The organism is Methylibium rhizosphaerae (genome assembly GCF_006386545.1).
In the GTDB taxonomy this organism is placed as follows: domain Bacteria; phylum Pseudomonadota; class Gammaproteobacteria; order Burkholderiales; family Burkholderiaceae_C; genus Pseudorivibacter; species Pseudorivibacter rhizosphaerae.
This window is the reverse complement of sequence record NZ_SWAR01000008.1, coordinates 90,277-107,532: the sequence shown is the minus strand read 5'-3', so window position 1 is coordinate 107,532 and position 17,256 is coordinate 90,277. Positions and strand designations below refer to the sequence as shown.

The window sequence follows — 17,256 nt, the reverse complement described above, 5'->3', positions numbered from 1 at the left end:
TGTGGGGTCTCTTCAGCGCAGCACCAGCACCGGCAGCTGCGTGCGGGCGAGCACGCCCTTGGTCCGCGAGCCCTTGAGCACGCCGTCCAGGCCGGTGCGTGCGTGCGTGCTCATCACCACCAGGTCACAGCCTTCGCGGCGCGCGATCTGGGCAATGGCGTCTTCGATGTGACCGGTGCACACGTAGTGGCCGCTGAATGGCACGCCCTGCGCCTGCGCCATGGCCGCGAAGCGCGACATGACCTGGCTGGCATGCCGCAGCTGCTGGCCGGCGTGTTCGTGCAGCGTTTCGAGGTAGTGCGAAGCCGAATGGCCCGAGCCCAGCGATGCCTCGGGCTCGACGATGAGGCCGGTGACGCGGGCCGCCATGGCATGGGCCAGCTGCACGCCGCTGCGCATGGCGGTCTCTGAGAACAACGTGCCGTCCACCGGCACGAGCAGATGGCGATACATGGTCGTCATTCGTCGGGGATGGGAGGCATCTTGCGTGCGCACCGCCCCGGCACGTTTGACGCGCGTCAAGGGCGCCTCGCCTGTGGGCCTGGCGCCTTGCTCGCGAGGAGCGGCCACTCTCTCCGTTCGTTCGGGCTGAGCCGTCGATACCTCAGGCCAGGGTATGCCTGGCGGCGCCCTCGCTCATGGTCCGAAGCTCATGGCCACCGAGGAATGGCCCCGACGCCATGCAGCTTTTCAAGGACGCGGCGCACCCGCGAATCTGTCGAGCTCGCCAGTTGCTCCACCGGCGCCCACTTCGCGGCGTGAACCTCCTCGAGCTGCGCTTGCAGTTCAAGATGCTCGGGCGCCACGGCCAGGAACTGGAAGTCGTGATGGACGTGCGGACCTTCCCCCTTGGCCGGGTTCGCAGGGATGTCGTGGCTGTCGATGTCGAGCGGGATGCCGTGGGCCAGCGACCAGGGATGCGCCTGCGCATCGGCGACGCCGGTCTCCTCGCGGACTTCGCGCAGCGCTGACTCCCAGACCGTTCCGCCCTCGTAGTGACCGCCGGGCGTCAGCCACTTGCGGAGGAACGCGTGCTCGATGAGCAGGATCTTCGTGCCGCCCGGATTGAGCACTGCCACGCTGCTGGTGAGGTGGCCCGTCATGTTTGACCGGATGAAGAGGTTCTCACCGCTGGCGAGCTGGCGCTGGAGCAAACCGAAGCGGTGGTGCTCACCAACGAAGTGACGCAGGTACTTCGCGAGAAGGCCCTCGACCTCCGCCCGGATGGATCCGTATTCCAAGACCGACTCCAAAGTCCAAAAGGCAAACGGGGCAACCACCGTAAAGTGATTGCCCCGTCTGGATTTGTGGCGGAGTGGACGGGACTCGAACCCGCGACCCCCGGCGTGACAGGCCGGTATTCTAACCGACTGAACTACCACTCCGCGTCGGTGACGGTGTTCGCGCACTGAGTGCGGCAAGTACCGTCGAACTTGGCGACCCCTAGGGGATTCGAACCCCTGTTACAACCGTGAAAGGGTCGTGTCCTAGGCCTCTAGACGAAGGGGTCATGTTCTTCGTCGACTTGAACTGCGCTTCCATTTGGTGGAGGTAAGCGGGATCGAACCGCTGACCTCTTGCATGCCATGCAAGCGCTCTCCCAGCTGAGCTATACCCCCTTATGGGTTTGCTTCATGGTTTTTACTCCGTGAAGCGCGCTGTTCAAGCGAGACGGAGAGTATATACCGCTTTTTACGCGGAGCGCAAGCGGGTCACGACTTCATCGCGTGAGAAGAGTTCGAGCACCGCGTCGATCGAGGGCGTCTGCGCACGACCGCACACCAGCACGCGCACCGGCACCGCCAGCTGCGGCATCTTGAGCTTGTGCTCGGCGATGGTGTCCTTGATGGCCTGGCTGATCGCCGCCTTGTTCCAGTCGGCATGCGCGAGCCGGTCGGCCAGTGCAGCGATCGCAGGCTTCACCGCGTCGGTCACGTGCGCGGCACGGTCTTCGTCCGATGGCGAGGTCGCGACGAAATACATCGCCAGCCAGTCCGCGAGTTCCACCGTGGTGGAGCAGCGGTCCTTGAAGAGACCGCACATGCCGGCCAGGCGTTGGTCCACAGGCGCGGTGATGCCGCGCTTGTCGAGCTGCACCTGCACCAGCGATGCGAGCACCGTGTCGCTGGTCATCTTCATGTGCTGGGCATTCACCCAGCGCAGCTTGGCCTCGTCGTACTGCCCTGCGCTCTTGCCCAGATGGTCGAGGTCGAACCATTGCAGGAACTGCTCGCGCGAGAAGATCTCGTCGTCGCCATGGCTCCAGCCGAGCCGCGCGAGATAGTTCACCACTGCGTCGGCGAGGAAGCCTTCGTCGCGGTACTGGGTGACGGGCTTGGCGCCGTTGCGCTTGCTCATCTTCTCGCCCTGCTCGTTGAGCACGGTGGGCAGGTGCGCATACACCGGCGGCTCCTGGCCGAGCGCACGGAAGATGTTGATCTGGCGCGGCGTGTTGTTCACGTGGTCATCGCCGCGGATCACGTGGGTGATCCGCATGTCGATGTCGTCGACGACCACGCAGAAGTTGTAGGTGGGGGTGCCGTCGGGCCGGGCGATCACGAGGTCGTCGAGTTCGTCGTTGCTGAACTCGATGCGGCCCTTGACCTTGTCCTCCCACACGACCGAACCGCCGATGGGGTTGCGGAAGCGGACGACCGGCTGCACCCCGGCCGGGACCGGCGGCAGGGTCTTGCCGGGCTCGGGTCGCCAGGTGCCGTCGTAGCGGGGCTTCTGCTTGGCCGCCATCTGGCGCTCGCGCAGTGCGTCGAGCTCGGTGGTGGACATGTAGCAGTGGTAGGCGAGCCCCGCTTCGAGCATCTGCCTGAGCACTTCCTTGTAGCGCTCCATGCGCTGCATCTGGAAGAACGGGCCTTCGTCGTGATCGAGGCCCAGCCACTTCATGCCTTCGACGATCACGTCCACCGCCGCCTGCGACGAACGCTCGAGGTCGGTGTCTTCGATGCGCAGGATGAACGTGCCCTGCTTGGCGCGCGCGAAGGCCCAGGGGTACAGCGCCGAGCGGATGTTGCCCAGGTGGATGAAGCCCGTGGGCGACGGCGCGAAGCGAGTGCGGATGTGTTGGTTGTTGCTCATGCTGGTTGCGGGGCCTTCGACCGGCCGGCTCGGCTATTCGTTCGCGTTCTGCAGCGCCAGGCGCGAGCGGGAGTCTTCTTCGTCTTCGGACTGGCTGCGGCGCTGTGCTTCCATGGCCGCGAAGTCGTCCGGGCTCACGTCGCCGGTGATGTAGACGCCGTCGAAGCACGACGCCTCGAAGCCCGCCAGCCCCGTGTTGAGCGAGCCGACCGCTCGCTTCATGGCGGCAACGTCCTGGTAGATCAGCGCGTCGGCACCGATGTACTCGCGGATTTCCTCGATGGTGCGGTCATGCGCGATGAGTTCGCTCTTGGTCGGCATGTCGATGCCGTACACGTTCGGGAAGCGCACCGGCGGCGCCGCGGACGCGAGGTAGACCTTTCGGGCACCGGCTTCGCGGGCCATCTGCACGATCTCCTTCGAGGTCGTGCCGCGCACGATGGAGTCATCGACCAGCAGCACGTTGCGGCCCTTGAACTCCGAGCCGATGGCATTGAGCTTCTGGCGCACCGACTTCTTGCGCATGCCCTGCCCCGGCATGATGAAGGTGCGGCCGACGTAGCGGTTCTTCACGAAGCCTTCGCGATACGGCTTGCCGATCTTCTGCGCGAGCTGCATGGCCGACGGCCGGCTCGACTCCGGGATCGGGATCACCACGTCGATCTCGTTCGGCGGCATGGTGGAGATGAGCCGCTGTGCCAGCGTCTCGCCGAGGTTGAGGCGTGCCTGGTACACCGAGATGCCGTCCATCACCGAGTCGGGCCGGGCGAGGTACACGAACTCGAACATGCAGGGGCTGAGGCTTGCATGGTCGGAACACTGCTGGGTGTGGATGCGGCCGTCGAGGTCGACGAACACCGCTTCACCGGGCGCGACGTCCCGCAGCAGCTTGTGGCCCGTGCCTTCGAGCGTGACCGACTCGCTGGCCACCATGACTTCCTTGCCGTCGGGCAGATCGGCCTCGCCGATGCACAGCGGGCGAATGCCATGCGGGTCGCGGAAGGCCAGCAGGCCGTAGCCGGCGATCAGGCACACCACCGCATACGAACCCTTCAGCCTGCGATGCACCACACGCACCGCCTTGAAGATCTCGGCCGGCGTGAGCTTGGGCAGGTCGCGCGCCGCAAGTTCGAGCTCGTGCGCCAGCACGTTGAGCAGCACCTCGGAATCGCTTTCGGTGTTGATGTGCCGCCGGTCGATCGCGAACAGCTCCTGCTTCAGCAGGTGTGCGTTGGTGAGGTTGCCGTTGTGCACCAGCACCAGGCCGAACGGCGCGTTCACGTAGAAGGGCTGGGCCTCTTCCTCGTTGTAGGCGTTGCCCGCCGTGGGATAGCGGACCTGGCCCAGGCCCACCGTGCCCGGCAGCGCCCGCATGTTGCGGGTACGGAACACGTCGCGCACCATGCCGCGCGCCTTGTGCATGAAGAACTTGGTTCCAACGGCGGTCACGATGCCGGCTGCGTCCTGGCCGCGGTGCTGCAGCAGCAGCAGCGCGTCATAGATCAGCTGGTTGACCGGCGCCTTCGAGATCACACCGACGATGCCACACATACTTCACCCCACAACAACGATCAGATCCAGAGACAGAGACGAGCGCTGGCCGATCAGGCCGGCAAGTGACGCACCACCTCGTCGGGCAGCATCGGCTTGAGTGCCTTGAGCCCTGCCTGCAGCAGCGCCACCCCGAACGAGTCGTGCCACGCATCAGTTTTGGCCAGCGGCGTCATCCCTGCAAGCGTCACGGCCACGAGCCCGATCAATACACCACGCGCCAGCCCGAAGACCGCACCCAGCAGGCGGTCGGCGACGCTCAGCGGCGACGCCTGCACCAGCTTCTGGATCAGCCACGTCAAAAAGCCCCAGCCCAGCAGCACCACGACGAAGCTACATGCGAACGCGGCGCCAGCATTCAAGGCCGAGCCCGGTGCGCCGACCGGCAGCGACGGCGCCACCACCGGGGTCAGCCACTGGGCCGCGAAATAGGCGATCACCCAGCCGAGCAGCGACAGCACCTCGTACAGGAAGCCCCGCAACAGGCCGACCAGCACCGAAAGGCCCAGCACCGAGATCAGCGCGATGTCGATCCAACCCACCGGCGCCATCCGGTCAGAGCGTGAGCAACGCAGGCGACAGCCCGGCCTGCTTGAGCTTGGCCACGGCTCTTTCGGCCTCAGCGCGATCGCCGTAGGGGCCAACGCGCACGCGGATGCGCTTGCCGCCCCCCGTCTCGACCACCTGGGTATAGGTCTTCAGCCCCAGCTTCTCGACCCGCTGGCGCACCTCGCGCGCGGCGTTCGCATCGCCGAAGGCACCCACCTGCACGACGAAGCGGCCCGCACCTTCTGCGGCCGCTTCGCGACCCTCGAGCAGCGCCTGGGCGCGCGCACCCTCCTTGGCGGGCTTGGCTTCGGCGGGCTTTTCGGGGGCCTTGGTCGGCGCAGGGGTGGCCGTGGGCCGCGGTGACGGCGTCGGGCTGGGCGTGGGCGTTGCAGCGGGCGTGGGCGCAGCCGCCACTTCGCGCGGCGCTTCGGCCGCAGGCACCGGCGTACTCGAGGGGGCCGGCCGCGACGAGGAAGTCGCAGCGGGAGCCGCCGTCGGCCGGGGCTTGGGTTGCGGCAGCGCCGCGACGCCGTCCTTGGCCGGGATCTCGATCGGGATGTCGACCGGCAGCGGCCTGGGCTGGGTATCGAAGAGGATGGGGAAGCCCACCACGCCCAGGCCGACCAGGACCGCAGCGCCGATGAGGCGCTGACGCGCCCTCGTGCGTGCACGATCGGCCTCGCCCGGCTCAGCGGTTCGCGCTGTCTTGCGGCCTGAGGAAGATTCGTCGGGGCTTCGTTTCAGGAATGACAGCAGACCCATGTGCGGTTGCGTAGGCAGTAGGAAGGTGCCGAACGTGGCGTGGGGCGCCACCCACTGCTGCGTTGAAACCCGGAACAGGGCCGGCGCGCGCGCTCAGCCCAGATGTTTGGCCGCCATGCGGGGCAGACCGTCCTTCATCACGCCGCCCACTGTGTAGAACGATCCGAAGACGACGATTCTATCAGCGGGGTCTGCAGCCTCGAGTGCCGCCAGGAGGGCCGAGCGCGGGTCGCCGTGCGCGCTCGCATCGATGCGAGCCGGCAGGACCGCGCCTCGGGCACGGGCCTCCCCTTCCGCGGAGCGCACGAGTTCGACGAGCGCTTCTGCCGTGGCGGCGCGCGGCGTGGGCAGGTTGGTGCAGTACCAGCCGTCCACTACCGGCAGCATGCGCGTCAGCAGCGTGGAGATGTCCTTGTCCGCCATCGCGCCGAACACGGCAAAGGTGCGCGGATAGAACGCCATCTGGTCGAGGTTGTTGGCCAGCGCCGCCACTGCGTGCGGGTTGTGCGCCACGTCAAGCACCAGCGTCGGCTGGCCCGGCACGATCTGGAACCGTGCCGGCAGCTCGACCAGCGCCAGCCCGGTGCGCACCGCCTGCGCGGAGATCGGCAGCCGGTGGTGCATGGCGGACAGTGCCGCCAGCACGCCCGAGGCATTGAGCAGCTGGTTGGCGCCTCGCAGCGCCGGGTAGGCCATGCTGTTGTAGCGCTTGTTGCGCCCGGCCCAGGACCACTGCTGCTTGTCGCCGCTGTAGTTGAAGTCGCGACCGAACAGCCACAGGTCGGCATCGATGGCTTGTGCGTGATCCTTCACGCTCTGCGGCGGCACCGGGTCCGACACGATGACCGGCCGGCCGGTGCGCATGATGCCGGCCTTTTCGCGGCCGATCGACTCGCGGTCGGGCCCCAGGTAGTCGGTGTGATCGAGGTCGATGCTCGTGATGATGGCGCAGTCGGTGTCTATCGCATTCACCGCATCGAGCCGGCCGCCCAGCCCCACCTCGAGGATCACCACGTCCACCTCGGCCATCGACAGCGCACGTGCGATGACGAGCGTGGTGAACTCGAAGTAGGTCAGCGACACCTCGCCTCGCGCGGCCTCCACCGCCTCGAAGTGCGGCACCAGCACATCAGCCTCGACCATCCTGCCGTTGACGCGGCAGCGCTCCTCGAAGTGCACGAGGTGGGGCTTGGCATACAGGCCTACCCGGTAGCCGGCCTGCAGCAGGATGCTCTCGAGCATTGCGCAAGTGGAGCCCTTGCCGTTGGTGCCCGCCACGGTGAACACCGGCACGTCGAACTTCAGGCCGAGACGCTGCAGCACCGTCTGCACGCGGTCGAGGCCCATGTCGATGGTCCTGGGATGGATGCGCTCGCAGTAGGCGAGCCAGTCGTCGAGGGTCATGGAAGCATGTGTGCCGGGAACGAAAAAGCCGGCGCCCAGGCCGGCTTTGCTTGCGCAGTGGAACCTACGGTGGCGTCAGGCCACCGCGTCGGCGGGCTGGCGCTGCAGCATCGCGACGATGCGTGCCACCGTCATGCGCAGCTCGCGACGGTCGACGATCATGTCGAGCGCTCCCTTGCTGAGCAGGAACTCGCTGCGCTGGAAACCTTCAGGCAGCTTCTCGCGCACGGTGTTCTCGATCACGCGCGGGCCGGCAAAGCCGATCAGCGCCTTGGGCTCGGCGATCACCACGTCGCCCATGAAGGCGAAGCCGGCCGAAACGCCGCCCATGGTGGGGTCGGTCAGCACGCTGATGTAGGGCAGCTTGGCCTTGGCCAGGCGGGTGAGCGATGCATTGGTCTTGGCCATCTGCATGAGGCTCAGCAGGCCTTCCTGCATGCGCGCGCCGCCGGTGGCGGTGAAGCAGATGAACGGCGTCTTCTGGTCGCAGGCGGCTTCGACCCCGCGCACGAAGCGCTCGCCGACCACGGAGCCCATCGAGCCGCCCATGAAGTCGAACTCGAAACCAGCGGCCACCACCGGCACGGTGTGCACGGCGCCGCCCATCACGATGAGCGCATCGGTTTCGCCGGTGGACTCCATCGCCTCCTTGAGGCGATCGGGGTACTTCTTGCTGTCCTTGAACTTGAGGGCGTCGACCGGCACCACTTCCTGGCCGATCTCGTAGCGGCCTTCGGGGTCGAGGAAGCCGTTGAGCCGCGCACGGGCACCGATGCGGTGATGGTGCGAGCACTTCGGGCAGACGTTGAGGTTCTGTTCGAGGTCGGTCTTGTAGAGCACCGTCTCGCAGGCCGGGCACTTGATCCACAGGCCTTCGGGCACCTGCCGGCGCTCGTTGGGGTCGGTAGGCTGGATCTTGGGCGGCAGGAGTTTTTCGAGCCAACTCATCTAGTCGCTCCTTTCATGTTGTCAAGGGCGCTGCGGATCTCGGCAATGAACTGCCGGCCCGCTGCAACCACGGTGTCACGCGTCTGCTCTTCGAGCAGTTGCACGATGCGAGAGCCGATCACCACGGCGTCGGCAACCTGGGCCACCGCCTGGGCTGTGGCGGCGTCGCGAATCCCGAAGCCTACACCCACCGGCACCTGGACATGGTTGCGAATGCGTGGTACGGCCTGCGCCACGGCGGAGGTGTCGAGGTGACCCGCTCCCGTGACGCCCTTGAGCGAGACGTAGTACACGTAGCCGGTGGCCACACGGCCCACGTCCTGCATGCGCTGCTCGGTGGAGGTGGGTGCGAGCAGGAAGATGGGGTCGAGGCCCGCGGCCTTCAGCGTCGAGGCGAAGGCCTCGCACTCTTCGGGCGGGTAGTCCACGATCAGCACGCCGTCCACGCCGGCCGCCCTGGCATCGGCCACGAACGCCTCTATGCCATAGCGCTCCACCGGGTTGGCATAGCCCATCAGGACGACCGGCGTGGTGTCGTTCCTTTCGCGGAAGGCCCGGGTCATGGCCAGCACGTGCTTGAGGCCGATGCCCTTGGCCAGCGCCCGCTCCGAGGCACGCTGGATCACCGGGCCGTCGGCCATCGGGTCCGAGAACGGCACACCGAGCTCGATGACATCGGCGCCGGCCTCGGCCATCGCCAGCATCAGTTCGGTGGTCGCGTCGGCAAACGGATCGCCTGCGGTCACGTAGGGGATCAGCGCCTTGCGGCCCTCGGCCTGCAGACGTTTGAAGGTGGCAGCGATGCGGCTCATCGGGCACCGCCTTTCATGAGGCTCACGCCGGCCAGGTCGGCCACCGTGTTGATGTCCTTGTCTCCGCGCCCGGAGAGGTTGACGAGGATGTGCTGGTCGGGCCGCAGGGTGGGTGCGAGTTTCATCGCATAGGCCACCGCATGGCTCGACTCGAGAGCCGGGATGATGCCTTCGGTGCGGCACAGGTGATGGAAGGCCTTGAGCGCCTCGTCGTCGGTGATGCCGACGTATTCGGCCCGGCCGATGTCCTTCAGATAGGCATGCTCGGGCCCGACGCCGGGGTAGTCGAGCCCGGCAGACACCGAGTGGGTCTCGATGATCTGGCCGTCTTCGTTCTGCAGCAGGTAGGTTCGGTTGCCGTGCAGCACCCCGGGCGAGCCGGCCGACAGCGAAGCCGCATGGCGGCCGGAATCGAGCCCTTCGCCCGCGGCCTCCACACCGATGAGCCGCGTGCCCTCATGCTCGATGTAGGGATAGAAGATGCCCATCGCATTGCTGCCGCCGCCCACGCAGGCGATCACCGCATCGGGCTGGCGGCCGGCGATCTGCGGCATCTGCACCAGGCATTCGTCACCGATCACGCGCTGGAAGTCGCGCACCATCATCGGGTAGGGGTGCGGGCCCGCCACCGTGCCGATGATGTAGAAGGTGTTCTCGACGTTGGTGACCCAGTCGCGCAGCGCTTCGTTGAGGGCGTCCTTCAGGGTCTTGGAGCCGCTTTCGACCGGCACCACCTTCGCGCCCAGCAGGTGCATGCGGTAGACGTTGGGCGACTGGCGCTTCACGTCTTCGCTGCCCATGTAGACCACGCATTCGAGGCCGTATCGGGCGCAGATGGTGGCGGTCGCCACTCCATGCTGCCCTGCCCCGGTCTCGGCAATGATGCGCGGCTTGCCCATGCGGCGCGCCAGCAGGGCCTGGCCGATGGTGTTGTTGACCTTGTGCGCGCCGGTGTGGTTCAGGTCCTCGCGCTTCAGGTAGATCTGCGCGCCGCCCAGTTCGCGGCTCATGCGCTCGGCGTGGTAGATGGGGCTCGGCCGGCCCACGAAGTGGGCGAGTTCCTTCCGGAATTCAGCCTGGAACGCCGGGTCGGCGCTGTATTTTTCGTAGGCGGCCTTCAGTTCGTCGAGCGCATGGACGAGCGTCTCGGCCACGAAGGTGCCGCCATAGGGTCCGAAATGCCCGCGCGCGTCGGGCTGGTGATAGTTCAGCATGGTGAGGGTGTCTTCTTCAGGCGATGCTCGAAGCGATGCGGGCGTCAGCCTCGCGCACTGCTTCGCAGAACCGGCGTATCGCGTCGGCATCCTTGATGCCTTTGGCGCTTTCGACGCCGGAACTCACGTCAACGGCCCAGGGCCTGACCTGAAGAACCCCATCGGTCACGTTTGCAGGATTCAACCCACCAGACAAAACGACCGGAGCGGGAACGTTTGGTGGAATGAGCGACCAATCGAACACCTTTCCGCCACCGCCGTAGCCCTCGACGAGAGCATCGAGCAACACGGCGCGGGCGCCAGAAAACCGAGCTGCGAAGTCTAGCAAATCGAGCCCCGGCCCCATGCGGGCGGCCCGCAGGTACGGCCGGCCCGCGGCTTCGCAGGCTTCGGGCGTTTCGTCGCCGTGGAATTGCAGCACGAGGTTCGGCACGGCCCGGCAGGCCGCTTCCACCTCGAACAGCTCTGCATTCACGAAAAGGCCGACCGGCGTGACGAAGGGCGGCAGCCGCCTCGCCAACGCAGCCGCGCGCTCGAAGCCGACGGCGCGGGGGCTCCTGGCATAGAACACGAAGCCGATGGCATCGGCCCCGCAGTCGACCGCCACGTCGACGTCCTGTTCACGCGTCAGGCCGCAGATCTTGATGCGCGTACGCTGGGGCATGGTGGTGGACCTTTGTCGCTCGCTCAGGGCAGCCAGTCCATCGCCGGCGTGCGTTCCGGGATGGCCAGCGAGGCTTCGTAGTATGGACCGAGAAAGTACAGGCCATCCGGCGAGAAGGTGGGCGCCGCCAGCTGCCGGCTGCGGCCGTCGAGCACGTCCTTCAGCCAGGCTGCGGGCCTGACGCCGGAGCCTACGGCAATGAGGCAGCCCATGATGTTGCGCACCATGTGATGCAGGAAGGCGCTGGCGTCGAAGTCGAAGCGCCAATAGGCGCCATGACGGCTGATCTCGATGCGCCGCAGCGTCTTGACCGGCGACGCCGCCTGGCATTCGGCCGAACGGAAGGCGCTGAAGTCCTGCTCGCCCAGGAGGTGGGCGGCGGCAGCGCGCATGGCGTCGCCGTCCAGCGGCCGGAACACCCAGCCGACGGAACCCGACTCGAGCGCCGGACGCACCGGCGACTCGAGCACGACGTAGGCGTAGCGCCTGCCGCGCGCGCTGTTGCGTGCATGGAACTGATCGTTCACCTCGAGGCACCACTGCACCGCGATGTCGGCCGGCAGGTAGGTGTTGGTCCCGCGCACCCATGAGAACACCTCGCGATCGAGCTCGGTGTCGAAATGGACCACCTGGTTGAGCGCATGCACGCCCGTGTCGGTGCGGCCGGCGCAGACGGTGCGCACCGGCTGAGCCGCGAAGCGCGCCAGCGCCGCCTCCAGATGGTCCTGCACCGTGCGCCCGCCCGGCTGGCTTTGCCAGCCGAGATAGTGCTGGCCGCGGTAGCTGATGCCCAGAGCGATTCGCATGGACCCTTGATGCAAACGGGGCCGCCCCGAAGGGTCGGCCCCGTGTTGATGAACCTGCCGCCTGCGGAGACCAGGATCTCCGCGACAGCGGCATCAGGCTAGGCTGTCGAGCATGCCCTGCGCCTTCGTCTTGAGCGAGCCGCTGGCCTTGGCCACCACTTCCTGCAGCAGGTCGCGCGCGCCTTCCAAGTCGCCGATCTGGCGGAATTCCTCGGCCAGCTCGAGCTTGCGCGCCAACGGATCGCCGTCGCCGCCACCGAGGCCTTCGGTCATGTCGAGGCCGCCGAGATCAGGCAGGTCTGCGTCAACCGGCGCCCCGCCGCCATTGGCCGGTGCGTTGAGGTCGAGCGAGATGCCTGCGAGATCGAACTCCAGCGACGAATCCTTCGCACCTGCCGTGGCGGGCACGGTCGGCGCCAGCGTGGGCAACTCGAAGTTCAGGTCGTTGTCGCGCACGTCGGCCGTGGCGGGTGCATCGAAGCTCGGCGGAGCCGTGAAGGGCTGCGTGACATCGAGCTTCGCGGCCGGAGCCGAGCCAAGGTGGTCGCCGGCGATGTCGAGGTCGAGGTCCACGCCCGAAGCGGAGTCGATGCCGGAATTCCCCGCTTCGAAGCGCGAGGGCGACGGGAGCACCGACTGCGGCATCGTGCTGGCGCCGAGCGGTTCGGCCACCGGCTTGCCGCCGGCCTGCACCGCCTCGGGCTGACCGCCCGGCTGGTACATCGGGTTGTCCGCGTCGATCGAAACACCGAGCTCCTGCGCCTTTGCCCAGTCTTCGCCTTGCCCGCCGGTCAGCGCGAACAGCTGCGTCGCAAGCAGTTCGAAGCCCTTCGTGTCACGACGCTTCGCATACACCTCGAGCAGCTTGGTACGAATGGCCAGGCGGTCAGGGCTGCTGCGCATGGCCTCCTTGAGGATTTCCTCGGCCTGCAGGTCACGGCCATAGGCCAGGTACACGTCGGCTTCCGCCACCGGGTCCACGTCGCCGATGGCGTCGAGCTGACTGAGCGAATAGCTCATCGAAGACGGCACGCCGGTCGCGTCACGCGTGTCGATGCGCTGGCCGCCGCTGGCGCCGAAGAAGGAGTCCGGCTGGAGGCGGCTCTCGAGGAAGGAGGTCTCGCCGCTGTCGGCCTTCTTCTGGGCGCGCATGCGATACAGGCCGAAGGCGGCCAGCAGCAGCACGAGCGCGCCGGCTCCCGGCAGCACCAACGGGTGCTCCAGCAGGTTGGCGAGGAAGCCAGGTTCTTCGACGGGCGGCGGAGCTGGACGCGGCGGCCGCACGGGCGGTCGCGCGGCAACCTCGGGCGCTGAGGCGGCAGCGGCAGCGGCAGCGGCAGACGCAGCGTCAGGCACCGAAGCGACCGGGTCAGCCGGCAATGCGGCGGACGCAGCCGGCAGGGACACAGCGGCAGGCGTCGGGGCAGGCGTCGGGGCAGGCGTCGGGGCAGGCGTGGGCGTTGCGACCGGCGTGGGCGCCGGGGTCGGCGCGGCAGCAACGACCGGAGCGGGCGTGGGAGTAGCGACGGGCGGCTTGACGGCCGGCGTCGGCGCCGCGGCCGGGACGCTGATGCCAGGCTTCGTTGCCGGCGCTGCGCCGGTGCCACCGGCCACGGCGCTTGCGCCCTGCAGTTTCTTCAGGTCTTCGACGTTCTTCGACAGCTCGGCCACGCGGGTCGCGGCGTCCTTCTTGGCACGCTCCTCGGCCAGCTTCTGCTCGGGCGCGGCGCCCTTGGCCGGGGCGGCGCCGCCCTTGCTCAGGGTCAGCTTGTCGGGGGTGGTCGCAGCACCCTGCTTGCGGTCCTGCACCTCAGCCTGAACCTGGCCGCCGGCCTTCTGCGCGGGGCTTTCGCCGGTTGCGGCCGGCACCTTGCCGGCGAGGCGCTGCCGGTAGGCACCGAAGTCGGCGCTTTGCGCCTGGATGAGCTTGCGCGCCTCGGCGGGAGACAGTTCCTGCGCCTTCTCGGCGCTCGGCACGGACAGCACGACACCGGACTTGAGCCGGTTCATGTTGTTGTCGAGGAAGGCCTGCGGATTGGACATGTACAGGCCGACCAGCATCTGGTCGAGCGAAACGCCGGGGCGCTGAGTCTTCGACGCGATGCGAGACAGCGTGTCGCCGCCGCGCACGCGGTACTCATCGGAGCCCTCGCCGGCGGCGGCAGGCGAGGCGGCAGCCGCCTTCGGCTCGGCAGGTGCAGCTGGCGCGCGGGGAGCGGCCGGGGCACGGGCAGCCGGAGCAGGCTCCGTGGTACGCGGGGCCGGTCGCGCCGCAGCCGCAGGCGCGGAGGCCTGCGGCGCCGGAGCGACGCCGGGCGAAGTGCCTGCCACTTGAGTCGGCGCGCGCAGCGTGGGCGGGTCGAACAGCAGCGTGTACTCGCGCACCAGCCGGCCCGTGTTCCAGGAGATGTCGAGGATCACGTCGACGAACGGCTCCTGGACCGCGCGATCGCTGCTCAGGCGAAGGTACGGCCGGCCGTCGGCGCGGCGCAGCAGCGTGACGGTGGTGTTGGGGAGGACGGCGTTGTAGTCGACACCCGCGGCGCGATACGACTCGGGCGGCGCGACGCGGACCCGCAGGTTGGACTCCTCATCGGGAGTCATGCTGGTGATGTCGATTTCCGCCTTGAGCGTTTCGCCCAGCGCGGACTGCACGTTGAGCCGGCCCAGGCCGAGGGCCCAGGCCTCAGGCGCGGCAGCCAACAATGCAGAAAGCGCGGCAATTGCCACGCTTTTTACAGCCCACTTCGCAGGCGACCGCCCTGCAGACATCGAGTTTCGTTTCAAGGCGTCTCCCAAAACATCAGCGGGCACAGGGAGGCGAGAGAGGCGCCCGGCCCGTCAGTTATCGCTGCGCCAGTGCGCAGATGTAGAAAACAGATGAAAACACAATAACATCAAGCAGATACGCTGACAAGCTAATCCAATTGCTGACGTTCGTTTCGGGCGCGAAGGAAGCGGTTATCCGGTACTTTGTCGCAACCGGGCAACGCGCCCCCTCTTCTCAACCCGCGTGCAATTTGTTACGCATCTTGTTACGCATCGAGCAGGATGCGCAGCATCCGACGCAGCGGTTCGGCAGCGCCCCACAGCAACTGGTCGCCGATCGTGAAGGCGCCGAGGTACTCCGGGCCCATCGCCAGCTTGCGCAGGCGCCCCACCGGGATGGTCAGCGTGCCGGTCACCGCCACCGGAGTGAGCTCGTGGATCGTCGCTTCACGGGTGTTGGGCACCACCTTCACCCACGCGTTGTCGTGCGCAATCAGTTGCTCGACGTCCGCCAGCGGCACGTCCTTCCTGAGCTTGATGGTCAGTGCCTGGCTGTGGCAGCGCATCGCGCCGACGCGCACGCAGAAACCGTCGACCGGCACCGGCGCAGTCCCGAAGCCCTCGCCCTGGCCGAGGATCTTGTTCGTCTCGGCCATGCCCTTCCATTCCTCGCGGCTCACGCCGTTGCCCAGGTCCTTGTCGATCCAGGGGATGAGCGAGCCGCCCAGCGGCACGCCGAAGTTGGCGGTCTCTTCCGCACCCAGGGCGCGCTGCTTCTCGACGATCTTGCGGTCGATCTCGAGGATGGCGCTCTTCGGGTCGTCGAGCAGGGCCTTCACCTCGGCGTTGAGCGCGCCGAACTGGGTGAGCAGCTCACGCATGTGCTGGGCGCCGCCGCCGGAGGCGGCCTGGTACGTCTGCGTGCTCATCCACTCGACCAGGCCGGCCTTGTAGAGCGCACCCACGCCCATGAGCATGCAGCTCACCGTGCAGTTGCCGCCGATCCAGTTGCGTCCGCCCTTGGCCAGGGCGTTCTTGATCACCGGGAGGTTGACCGGGTCGAGGATGATGACCGCGTCGTCCTTCATGCGCAGCGACGAGGCCGCATCGATCCAGTGACCGGTCCAGCCCGCCGCCCGCAGCTTCGGGAACACCTCGTTGGTGTAGTCGCCGCCTTGCGCCGTGATGATGATCTCGCAGCGCTTGAGCGCCTCGATGTCGTGGGCGTCCTTCAGCGTGGTTTCGTTCTTCGCGAAGGCCGGCGCCTTGCCGCCCGCATTGGAAGTGCTGAAGAACAGGGGCTCGATGTGGGCGAAATCGCCCTCCTGGCTCATGCGGTCCATCAGGACGGAACCGACCATGCCGCGCCAGCCAACCAGGCCGACCAGAGGTGTAGACATAGGAAACTCGCTCGCTAGCAAAAACAGATGAAATGGTGACACAACCGGGATGCCCGGCTGGCGATCGATCCATGCGGCGCGCAGGCCTGCCGGCCCGCACAAGGGCGTGATGTGCCCGAGCGGCCTGCCCGACCCGCGAGACCCATGGATCGCGGGCTCGCGGCGGGAGGCCTTCTCAGCCTTGGGTTTTCAGATGGGCGACCACGGCGTCGCCCATCTCCTTCGTTCCGACCTTCGTCGTGCCGTCGCTGTGAATGTCGGCGGTGCGGTAGCCCGCCTCCAGCACCGCCTGCACCGCGGCCTCGATACGTGCAGCGGCTTCGGGCTGGTTGAGGCTGAAGCGCAGCATCATCGCGGCGCTCAGGACGGTGGCCAGCGGGTTTGCGATGCCCTTGCCGGCGATGTCGGGGGCGCTGCCGTGGCTCGGCTCGTACAGGCCCTTGTTCTGGGCGTTTAGCGAGGCGCTGGGCAGCATGCCGATGGAGCCGGTCAGCATGGCGGCTTCATCGGACAGGATGTCGCCGAACATGTTGCCGGTGACGATGACGTCGAACTTCTTCGGCGCCTTGACGAGCTGCATCGCGGCGTTGTCGACATACATGTGGTCGAGCTCGACGTCGGGGTACTGCGCGTGCACCTCGGTCACCACGTCCTTCCAGAACTGGAAGGTCTCCAGCACGTTGGCCTTGTCGACGCTGGTGACGCGCTTGCCACGCTTGCGCGCCGCCTGGAACGCCACATGCGCGATGCGCTCGATCTCCGGGCGGCTGTAGCGCATGGTGTCGAAGGCCTCGGGGGCGCCGGCAAAGGCGCCGTCCGGCGACTCGCGGCGGCCGCGCGGCTGGCCGAAGTAGATGTCGCCGGTGAGTTCGCGAATGATGAGGATGTCGAGCCCTGCCACCAGCTCGGGCTTGAGGCTCGAGGCATGCGTGAGCTGCGGGTAGCAGATGGCGGGGCGAAAGTTCGCGAACAGGCCCAGGCTCTTGCGCAGGCCGAGGATCGCCTGCTCGGGACGCAGCGCACGCTCGAGCTTGTCGTACTTCCAGTCGCCCACGGCGCCGAACAGCACTGCGTCGGCCGATTGGGCGAGCTTCAGGGTGGACTCGGGCAGCGGGTGGCCGGCGGCCTCATAGGCGGCACCACCCACCGGGGCGCTTTCCATCTCGAACGAGAGGTCGAGCGCCTTCAGCACCTTGACGGCTTCCGCAACGATTTCGGTACCGATGCCGTCACCCGGCAACACTGCGATCTTCATGAGTCTTTCTCTCGAACACGCCCGGCCTC

15 protein-coding genes and 3 tRNA genes are annotated in these 17,256 nt (G+C 67.4%); all 18 read right to left on the bottom strand.

What is annotated here, in order from left to right; genetic code table 11:
• Positions 1–12: 12 nt before the first annotated feature.
• Entirely contained in the window at positions 13–453 is a 441-nt protein-coding gene (locus tag E8D38_RS08615; RefSeq protein ID WP_181178998.1) for a universal stress protein, read from the bottom strand.
• A gap of 197 nt (positions 454–650) precedes the next feature.
• A complete protein-coding gene (locus E8D38_RS08610; RefSeq protein WP_140627904.1) occupies positions 651–1,241 on the bottom strand; it encodes an NUDIX hydrolase in 591 nt (196 codons plus the stop codon).
• Between the two features lie 67 nt (positions 1,242–1,308).
• Positions 1,309–1,385 (bottom strand) — tRNA-Asp (locus E8D38_RS08605).
• A gap of 49 nt (positions 1,386–1,434) precedes the next feature.
• Positions 1,435–1,510 (bottom strand) — tRNA-Glu (locus E8D38_RS08600).
• A 33-nt stretch (positions 1,511–1,543) separates the two neighbouring features.
• Positions 1,544–1,619: transfer RNA gene (locus tag E8D38_RS08595), tRNA-Ala, on the bottom strand.
• Positions 1,620–1,692: 73 nt separating this feature from the next.
• Positions 1,693–3,093, bottom strand: a complete 1,401-nt coding sequence (gltX, locus tag E8D38_RS08590) for a glutamate--tRNA ligase (RefSeq protein ID WP_140627900.1) — start codon at positions 3,091–3,093, stop codon at positions 1,693–1,695.
• Between the two features lie 33 nt (positions 3,094–3,126).
• A complete protein-coding gene (gene purF / locus E8D38_RS08585; protein WP_140627897.1) occupies positions 3,127–4,644 on the bottom strand; it encodes an amidophosphoribosyltransferase in 1,518 nt (505 codons plus the stop codon).
• Positions 4,645–4,697: 53 nt separating this feature from the next.
• The gene (locus tag E8D38_RS08580) at positions 4,698–5,195 is read right to left on the bottom strand and encodes a CvpA family protein (RefSeq protein WP_140627894.1); all 498 of its coding nucleotides are present in this window, start codon (positions 5,193–5,195) and stop codon (positions 4,698–4,700) included.
• 4 nt (positions 5,196–5,199) lie between these two features.
• Positions 5,200–5,955 carry an SPOR domain-containing protein gene (locus E8D38_RS08575; RefSeq protein WP_181178997.1) on the bottom strand — a complete coding sequence of 252 codons (756 nt, stop codon included), beginning with the start codon at positions 5,953–5,955 and terminating at the stop codon, positions 5,200–5,202.
• 93 nt (positions 5,956–6,048) lie between these two features.
• On the bottom strand, positions 6,049–7,359 hold the full coding sequence (gene folC, locus E8D38_RS08570; protein WP_140627891.1) for a bifunctional tetrahydrofolate synthase/dihydrofolate synthase: 1,311 nt from the start codon (positions 7,357–7,359) through the stop codon (positions 6,049–6,051).
• A 75-nt stretch (positions 7,360–7,434) separates the two neighbouring features.
• On the bottom strand, positions 7,435–8,307 hold the full coding sequence (gene accD, locus E8D38_RS08565) for an acetyl-CoA carboxylase, carboxyltransferase subunit beta (RefSeq protein ID WP_140627888.1): 873 nt from the start codon (positions 8,305–8,307) through the stop codon (positions 7,435–7,437).
• A complete protein-coding gene (trpA, locus tag E8D38_RS08560) occupies positions 8,304–9,119 on the bottom strand; it encodes a tryptophan synthase subunit alpha (protein WP_140627885.1) in 816 nt (271 codons plus the stop codon). Before trpA ends, accD begins: the two co-directional genes overlap by 4 nt.
• Positions 9,116–10,333 (bottom strand): tryptophan synthase subunit beta, encoded by a 1,218-nt coding sequence (gene trpB, locus E8D38_RS08555; RefSeq protein WP_140627882.1) that lies wholly within the window; start codon positions 10,331–10,333, stop codon positions 9,116–9,118. Before trpB ends, trpA begins: the two co-directional genes overlap by 4 nt.
• A gap of 16 nt (positions 10,334–10,349) precedes the next feature.
• Positions 10,350–11,024, bottom strand: a complete 675-nt coding sequence (locus E8D38_RS08550; RefSeq protein WP_281286092.1) for a phosphoribosylanthranilate isomerase — start codon at positions 11,022–11,024, stop codon at positions 10,350–10,352.
• Positions 11,021–11,803, bottom strand: coding sequence for a tRNA pseudouridine(38-40) synthase TruA (truA, locus tag E8D38_RS08545; RefSeq protein WP_140627876.1), 783 nt, complete (start codon positions 11,801–11,803; stop codon positions 11,021–11,023). The genes E8D38_RS08550 and truA overlap by 4 nt, the downstream gene beginning before the upstream one ends.
• A 93-nt stretch (positions 11,804–11,896) precedes the next feature.
• Complete coding sequence (locus E8D38_RS08540) at positions 11,897–14,506, bottom strand: motility hub landmark protein FimV (RefSeq protein WP_342779522.1); 2,610 nt, start codon at positions 14,504–14,506, stop codon at positions 11,897–11,899.
• Between the two features lie 332 nt (positions 14,507–14,838).
• Positions 14,839–15,972, bottom strand: a complete 1,134-nt coding sequence (gene asd, locus E8D38_RS08535) for an aspartate-semialdehyde dehydrogenase (RefSeq protein ID WP_140627870.1) — start codon at positions 15,970–15,972, stop codon at positions 14,839–14,841.
• A 175-nt stretch (positions 15,973–16,147) separates the two neighbouring features.
• On the bottom strand, positions 16,148–17,227 hold the full coding sequence (gene leuB / locus E8D38_RS08530) for a 3-isopropylmalate dehydrogenase (protein ID WP_140627867.1): 1,080 nt from the start codon (positions 17,225–17,227) through the stop codon (positions 16,148–16,150).
• Positions 17,228–17,256: the final 29 nt, after the last annotated feature.